The 6,323-nt window shown below is 66.8% G+C and carries 5 protein-coding genes; all 5 read left to right on the top strand.

Annotated features, from left to right (window positions below; all coding sequences use genetic code 11):
* Window positions 1-2 precede the first annotated feature (2 nt).
* The 5 genes from P0D89_RS20165 to P0D89_RS20145 all read left to right on the top strand — a co-directional run bounded on the left by P0D89_RS20165 (window position 3) and on the right by P0D89_RS20145 (window position 6,237).
* Window positions 3-1,730: an AMP-binding protein gene (locus P0D89_RS20165; RefSeq protein ID WP_408357576.1), complete on the top strand. Its 1,728-nt coding sequence runs from the start codon at window positions 3-5 to the stop codon at window positions 1,728-1,730.
* 403 nt (window positions 1,731-2,133) lie between these two features.
* Window positions 2,134-2,775: a carbonate dehydratase gene (can, locus tag P0D89_RS20160; RefSeq protein ID WP_408357577.1), complete on the top strand. Its 642-nt coding sequence runs from the start codon at window positions 2,134-2,136 to the stop codon at window positions 2,773-2,775.
* 81 nt (window positions 2,776-2,856) lie between these two features.
* Window positions 2,857-3,753 carry a hydroxymethylglutaryl-CoA lyase gene (locus P0D89_RS20155; protein ID WP_408357578.1) on the top strand — a complete coding sequence of 299 codons (897 nt, stop codon included), beginning with the start codon at window positions 2,857-2,859 and terminating at the stop codon, window positions 3,751-3,753.
* Between the two features lie 214 nt (window positions 3,754-3,967).
* On the top strand, window positions 3,968-4,972 hold the full coding sequence (gene bioB, locus P0D89_RS20150; protein WP_408357579.1) for a biotin synthase BioB: 1,005 nt from the start codon (window positions 3,968-3,970) through the stop codon (window positions 4,970-4,972).
* Window positions 4,969-6,237 (top strand): cytochrome P450, encoded by a 1,269-nt coding sequence (locus P0D89_RS20145; protein ID WP_408357580.1) that lies wholly within the window; start codon window positions 4,969-4,971, stop codon window positions 6,235-6,237. The genes bioB and P0D89_RS20145 overlap by 4 nt, the downstream gene beginning before the upstream one ends.
* Window positions 6,238-6,323 lie beyond the last annotated feature (86 nt).

The following is a 6,323-nucleotide window of genomic DNA, read 5'->3' as shown; positions in this document are numbered from 1 at the left end:
CCATGACCGAACCAGCCGGCTCGTCGCCGGGTAGCGCGCCGCGAGACAACCTGTCGCACGTGCGGGGATCGACGCAATCGCCGTTGTCGACCGCCACCATCGCCGCGCTGCTGGCCGACACCGTGTCCCGTTTCGCCGATCGGCCCGCGATCGTGTTCCGCGAACAGAACGTGCGCTGGACCTGGGCCGAGTTCAGCGCGGAAGTCGATCGGCTGGCCGCGGGGCTCGCGTCGCTCGGCCTGCGGCGGGGCGACCGGCTCGGCATCTGGTCGCCGAACCGCGTCGAGTGGCTCGTCACGCAGTTTGCGACCGCCCGCATCGGCGTGATCCTGGTCAATATCAATCCGGCCTATCGCTTGCACGAACTGGAATACGCGCTCAACGCGTCGGGCTGCCGCGCGATCGTCTCTGCCGAACGGCTGCGCACGTCGCAGTATCTGGAGATGCTGCAGGCGCTGGCCCCGGAGCTGGCCTCGAGCGAACCCGGCAAGCTGGTGGCGGGGCGTCTCCCGGCGCTTCAGTGCGTGATCCGGATGGGCGGCGAGCGCACGCCCGGCATGCTCGGCTACGAAGAGGTGGTGTCCCGCGGCGCGTCGATGCTGGATCGGCAATCGCTCGACGACATCACGGCGTCGCTCGGCTGCCACGATCCGATCAACATCCAGTTCACCAGCGGCACGACCGGCCATCCGAAGGGCGCGACGCTGACGCATCACAACGTCGTCAACAACGCGCGCTTCGTCGCGCAGGCGATGTGGCTGGACGAGCGGGACGCGCTGTGCGTTCCGGTGCCGCTCTATCACTGCTTTGGCATGGTGATGTCGGTGCTGGCCTGCGTGTCGACCGGCGCGAAGATGGTGTTCCCCAGCGAGGTGTTCGACCCGTCGGCGACGCTCGCGGCGGTGTCGGACGAGAAGTGCACCGCGCTGCACGGTGTGCCGACGATGTTCATCACCGAGCTCGACGTGCCCCAATTTGCGCAGTACGACCTGTCGACGTTGCGCACCGGCATCATGGCCGGCGCGCCGTGCCCGATCGAGACGATGAAGCGAGTCGTGTCGCAGATGAACATGCGCGAGGTGACGATCGCCTATGGGATGACCGAGACCTCGCCGGTGTCGTTTCAGAGCAGCACCGACGACCCGCTCGACAGGCGGGTGGCGACGGTCGGCCGTGTGCAGCCGCACCTCGAGGTAAAGATCGTCGACATCGACGGCAGCGTGGTGCCGATCGGCGAGACCGGCGAGCTCTGCACCCGGGGCTATTCGGTGATGCTCGGCTACTGGGGCGACGATAAGCGCACGCAGGAAGTCGTGCGCGACGGCTGGATGCATACCGGCGACCTCGCGACGCTCGACGCTGACGGCTACTGCAACATCGTCGGCCGGGTGAAGGACATGCTGATCCGCGGCGGCGAGAACGTGTACCCGCGGGAGATCGAGGAGTTCCTGTTCCGCCATCCGAAGGTGCAGGCAGTGCAGGTGTTCGGCGTGCCCGATTCGAAGTACGGCGAGGAGATCTGCGCCTGGATCATCCTGAGGGCGGGCGAGCAGGCCACCGATGACGAGATCCGCGACTTCTGCCGCGGCCAGATCGCGCATTACAAGATTCCGCGCTACATCCGCTTCGTTGACGAGATGCCGATGACGGTCACCGGCAAGGTCCAGAAGTTCGCGATGCGCGAGCAGATGATAGAGGAGCTCAGGCTCGTGCAGGACCGCACGAACTGATGGCGGCCGCCGGCGCGTTGGGCCCCGTCGGCATCGGATTTTCGGGCGCGCGGCGTGCGTCAGGCGCGTCAATCTTCATCGACAGCAACCATCTTGAATGGGACCAGAGTAAGACGCTAAAGCGTCAACTACGGCAACCAGCTTGAATGGGACCAGAGTAAGACGCTAAAGCGTCAACTACAGCAACCAGCTTGAATGGGACCAGAGTAAGACGCTAAAGCGTCAACTACAGCAACCAGCTTGAATGGGACCAGAGTAAGACGCTAAAGCGTCAACTCTGGTCGACAGGAGATTTTCATGGTTCAGCTATCCGGCCTCGCGTTCGATCCCGGTGCAGGCACGGGCGAAATCCGGCGCATGCCGGTCGGGCGCGAGCGGTACCCGCAATCGGTGTGGGGCGACGATGTGCTCTCTTGACACCTTATTCGCAAACAACCGCGCGTGGGCGAATCAGCGCGTCGCCGACGATGCGGACTTCTTCACCCGGCTCGCGGCGCAGCAGTCGCCGCGTTATCTGTGGATCGGCTGCTCCGACAGCCGCGTACCCGCAAACGAGATTCTCGGGCTGGCACCCGGCGAGGTATTCGTGCACAGGAACATCGCCAACGTCGTCGTGCATTCGGACCTGAACTGCCTGTCGGTGCTGCAGTACGCGGTCGAGACGCTGAAGGTCGAGCACGTGATGGTCGTCGGCCATTACGGCTGCGGCGGCGTGCAGGCGGTCGCCGAGCACCGCTCGACCGGACTGGCCGACAACTGGCTGCGTCACATCGAGGACATCGCGAACAGGCACGAGGCGCGGCTCGACGGCTGCGACGACGCGCAGCGCAGCCGGCGGCTGGTCGAACTGAACGTCATCGAGCAGGTCGCGAACGTGTGCCGCACGACGATCCTGCGGCGCGCGTGGTATCGCGGCCAGCGCGTCGAGGTGCACGGGCTCGTCTACGGCCTGGCCGACGGGCTGCTGCGGCGGGTCGGCGTGAGCGTCAGCGGTGGGCAATCATGGGGCGAGCGCTATCGCGCTTCCCTGCAGAGCCTGAGCTGAAACGTCTGGTTAAGGAACCAGGGAACGGGACATGCAGCTCGCCGACGGGGCCGGGTTGCTGGATTTCGAAGGAGTCGAGTGATGGAACAGGTGCGCATTGTCGAAGTCGGTCCGCGTGACGGGCTGCAGAACGAGAAGCAGAACGTATCGACCGCGATCAAGCTGGACCTGATCGAGCGTCTGGCCGCGGCGGGCCTGCGCGATATCGAGGTCACGTCGTTCGTGTCGCCGAAGTGGGTCCCGCAGATGGCGGACCAGGCCGACGTGATGCGCGGATTGCGCCGCCGGCCCGGTGTGAACTATCCGGTGCTGACGCCGAACCTGAAGGGCTTCGAGGCCGCGGTGGCCGAAGGCGCGACCGAGGTGGCCGTGTTCGCGTCCGCGTCGGAAGGGTTCTCGCAGAAGAACATCAACTGCTCGATCGACGAGTCGATCGACCGCTTCGTGCCCGTGCTCGACGCCGCGAAACGCCAGGGCGTGAAGGTCCGGGGCTACGTGTCGTGCGTGATCGCGTGTCCGTATGACGGCGCGATTGCGCCGCGGCAGGTCGCGCACGTGTCGGCACGCCTTCATGAGCTCGGCTGCTTCGAGGTGTCGCTCGGCGACACGATCGGCGTCGGCACGCCGGGCTCGGTGCTGCCCATGCTCGAAGCGGTCGCGGCGCGGGTGCCCGTCGGCGCGCTGGCCGGGCATTACCACGATACGTACGGGATGGCGGCAGCCAACGTTCACGCGTCGTACGACTTCGGGCTCCGGGTGTTCGACAGCTCAGTCGCCGGGCTGGGCGGCTGTCCGTATGCGAAGGGGGCGACGGGCAATGCCGCGACCGAGGACGTCGTGTACCTGCTGCACGGACTCGGCGCGAGCACCGGCGTCGATCTGGATGCGCTGGTGGATTGCGGCGCGTGGATCTCGGCGCAACTCGGCCGCGACAACGGTTCGCGAGTTGGTCGGGCCGTCCTCGGCAGGCGTTCGTGATCCGGCCGCCTGTCGCTCGAATGGCGCCTGCCCGAGTCCGCGATGGTGATCCAGCCGCTGATCGTCAGCGATAACGCGCGTGCGCTGTCGTTGTCCGCCGCGCTTCGGGCCGCATCATGAGTCGCACGCGTCCTCTCGCGGCGATCGCCGCTTCGCTCGATGCCGTTGCCTTGCGCGTCGTTCCGGGCCGGCTTTCCTCAACTGGAGTTACTGCATGAACACCGTCGCCACCATTCCTTTGTCGGCCCTGACGAAGCCCGCCGCGCAGCCGGATGCGCGATGGCGCGTCGCAGACGTCGAGGCGCTGTTTGCGTTGCCGCTGATGGATCTGCTGCATCGCGCGCAGCAGGTGCACCGCGAGCATTTCGATCCGAACCAGATCCAGTTGTCGACGCTGCTGTCGATCAAGACCGGCGGTTGCGCGGAGGACTGCGGCTACTGTCCGCAGTCCGCGCATTTCGATACCGGCGTGAAAGCGGGCAAGCTGATGCCGGTCGCCGAAGTCGTCGAGGCCGCGCGGATCGCGAAGGACCAGGGGGCGACGCGCTTTTGCATGGGCGCCGCATGGCGCAGCCCGAAGCCGCGAGACATGAAGGCCGTGGCCGAAATGGTCCGGCAGGTGAAGGCGCTCGGACTGGAAACCTGCATGACGCTCGGCATGCTCGATGCGCAGCAGGCCGGCGCGTTGAAAGACGCCGGCCTCGACTACTACCACCACAACCTCGACACGTCGCCCGAATACTATGGCCGCATCGTCGGTACGCGGACCTACCAGGACCGTCTCGACACGCTGGCCCGCGTGCGCGGCGCCGGCATCCACGTGTGTTGCGGCGGGATCGTCGGCATGGGAGAAGGGCGCCTGCAGCGGGCGGGCCTGATCGCGCAGCTCGCGAATCTCGACCCGTACCCGGAGTCCGTACCAATCAACAATCTGGTGCAGGTCGAAGGCACGCCGCTCGCCGGCACCGAGCCGCTCGATCCGCTCGAATTCGTGCGGACCATTGCGGTCGCGCGCATCACGATGCCGCGCGCGATGGTGCGGCTCTCTGCGGGGCGGGAGCAGATGGACGACGCGCTGCAGACCTTGTGCTTTCTCGCGGGCGCGAACTCGATCTTTTATGGCGACAGGCTGCTGACTACGAGCAATCCGCAGGCCGCACGGGATCGCGCGCTGTTTGCCCGATTGGGCCTGCGTGTCCAGCGCGAAGGTGCGATATGAGCGCGCAGCCTTTGCCGATCAGGGAGGCGTCGCCGCCCGGACGTCCGATGCTCGACGATGACTTTCTGGAGCATCCATATCCCGCGTACGAGACGTTGCGCGAGGCCGGACCGATCCACTGGAGCGACGCGTTCTTCGGCGGTGCATGGCTGCTCACCCGGCACGAGGACGTCGAGGCGATGTTGCGCGACCCGCGCTTCTCGGCGCGGCGGACCGGCGGCTGGGTGATGAATAGCGGCGAAGGCGCGCGCAACGAGCTCAAGGGCTTCCAGCAACTGTTCTCGCGCGCGATGCTGTTTCTCGACGCGCCGGATCACCCTCGCATCCGCCGCGTGCTGCATGCGGGTTTCCGGCCCGACGCGCTGCGCGGTTTGCGGCCGCATATTGAGGCACTGGTCGACGAACTGCTGGACGGCGTGGACGCGCGGCGCGGTTTCGACTTCATGCAGCAACTCGCGCGGCCGCTACCGGCACGGGAGATTGCAAAGCTGATGGGTGTAGACGGCGATTCCGACTGCCGTTTCATTGACTGGTCGGACGGCCTCGCTGCATTCATTGGCGCGCCGCGGCCGACGCTGGAGCAGGCGCGGCGCGCGCAGGCCGGCCTGCTCGGGATGAGCCGCTACTTCGAGTCCTGCCTCGCGAGCGGCGGCGCGCGAGACGGTCTGATCGGGTGCCTCGCGCGCGCCGCGAGCGACGGGACGATTGCCGATGGCACCGAACTGATCGCGCAGTGCGCGATGCTGCTGTTCGCCGGGCACGAGACGACGCGTAATCTGCTCGGTAATGGGCTGTACCACCTGCTGGCCGAGCCTGGACTCTGGGACGAACTGCGGCGCGAGCCACACCGGCTGACGGCCGCGGTGCGCGAACTGCTGCGCTTCGACAGTCCGGTCCAGTACACCGGGCGACGCGTCGCGACCGACCTGATGCTGCACGGACAGCCGCTGCGCCGAGGGGAACTGGTCCTCGGGCTCATTGGCGCGGCCAATCGGGATCCGCGTCGCTACGCGGATCCCGACCGGCTCGACATCGGGCGGCGCGCGTTCGCGCCGCTCTCGTTCGGCAGCGGTCCGCATGTCTGCATCGGCGCTGCGCTGACGATGATGGAAGCCGAGATCGTGTTCGGCAAGCTCATGCGGCGCTGGCCCGCGCTGGCCCTTTCGGAGCCTCGGCCTCGATGGAATCGCAATCCGGTCTATCGTGGGCTGGCGACGCTCCAGGTACATGTCCTCGCGTCCGCTCAAAGCTGGCACATTGGTTAGAGTCGAAAGCGGGATTGTCTGGCGCTCACCCTGACTGAGCCCGGGGAGATTTCGCGGGGGGCGCACCGACCCGCAGGCGCGAACGC

The organism is Paraburkholderia sp. RL18-085-BIA-A, from assembly GCF_046027075.1.
In the GTDB taxonomy this organism is placed as follows: Bacteria; Pseudomonadota; Gammaproteobacteria; order Burkholderiales; family Burkholderiaceae; genus Paraburkholderia.
The sequence above is the reverse complement of the archived record's forward strand: the minus strand, read 5'-3'. Positions and strand labels throughout refer to the sequence as shown.

Excerpts from the sequence above, each read along its gene's own strand:
- P0D89_RS20165 (WP_408357576.1), top strand. The coding sequence starts at position 3 with ATGACCGAACCAGCCGGCTCGTCGCCGGGTAGCGCGCCGCGAGACAAC.
- can (WP_408357577.1), top strand. The coding sequence starts at position 2,134 with ATGTGCTCTCTTGACACCTTATTCGCAAACAACCGCGCGTGGGCGAAT.
- P0D89_RS20155 (WP_408357578.1), top strand. The coding sequence starts at position 2,857 with ATGGAACAGGTGCGCATTGTCGAAGTCGGTCCGCGTGACGGGCTGCAG.
- bioB (WP_408357579.1), top strand. The coding sequence starts at position 3,968 with ATGAACACCGTCGCCACCATTCCTTTGTCGGCCCTGACGAAGCCCGCC.
- P0D89_RS20145 (WP_408357580.1), top strand. The coding sequence starts at position 4,969 with ATGAGCGCGCAGCCTTTGCCGATCAGGGAGGCGTCGCCGCCCGGACGT.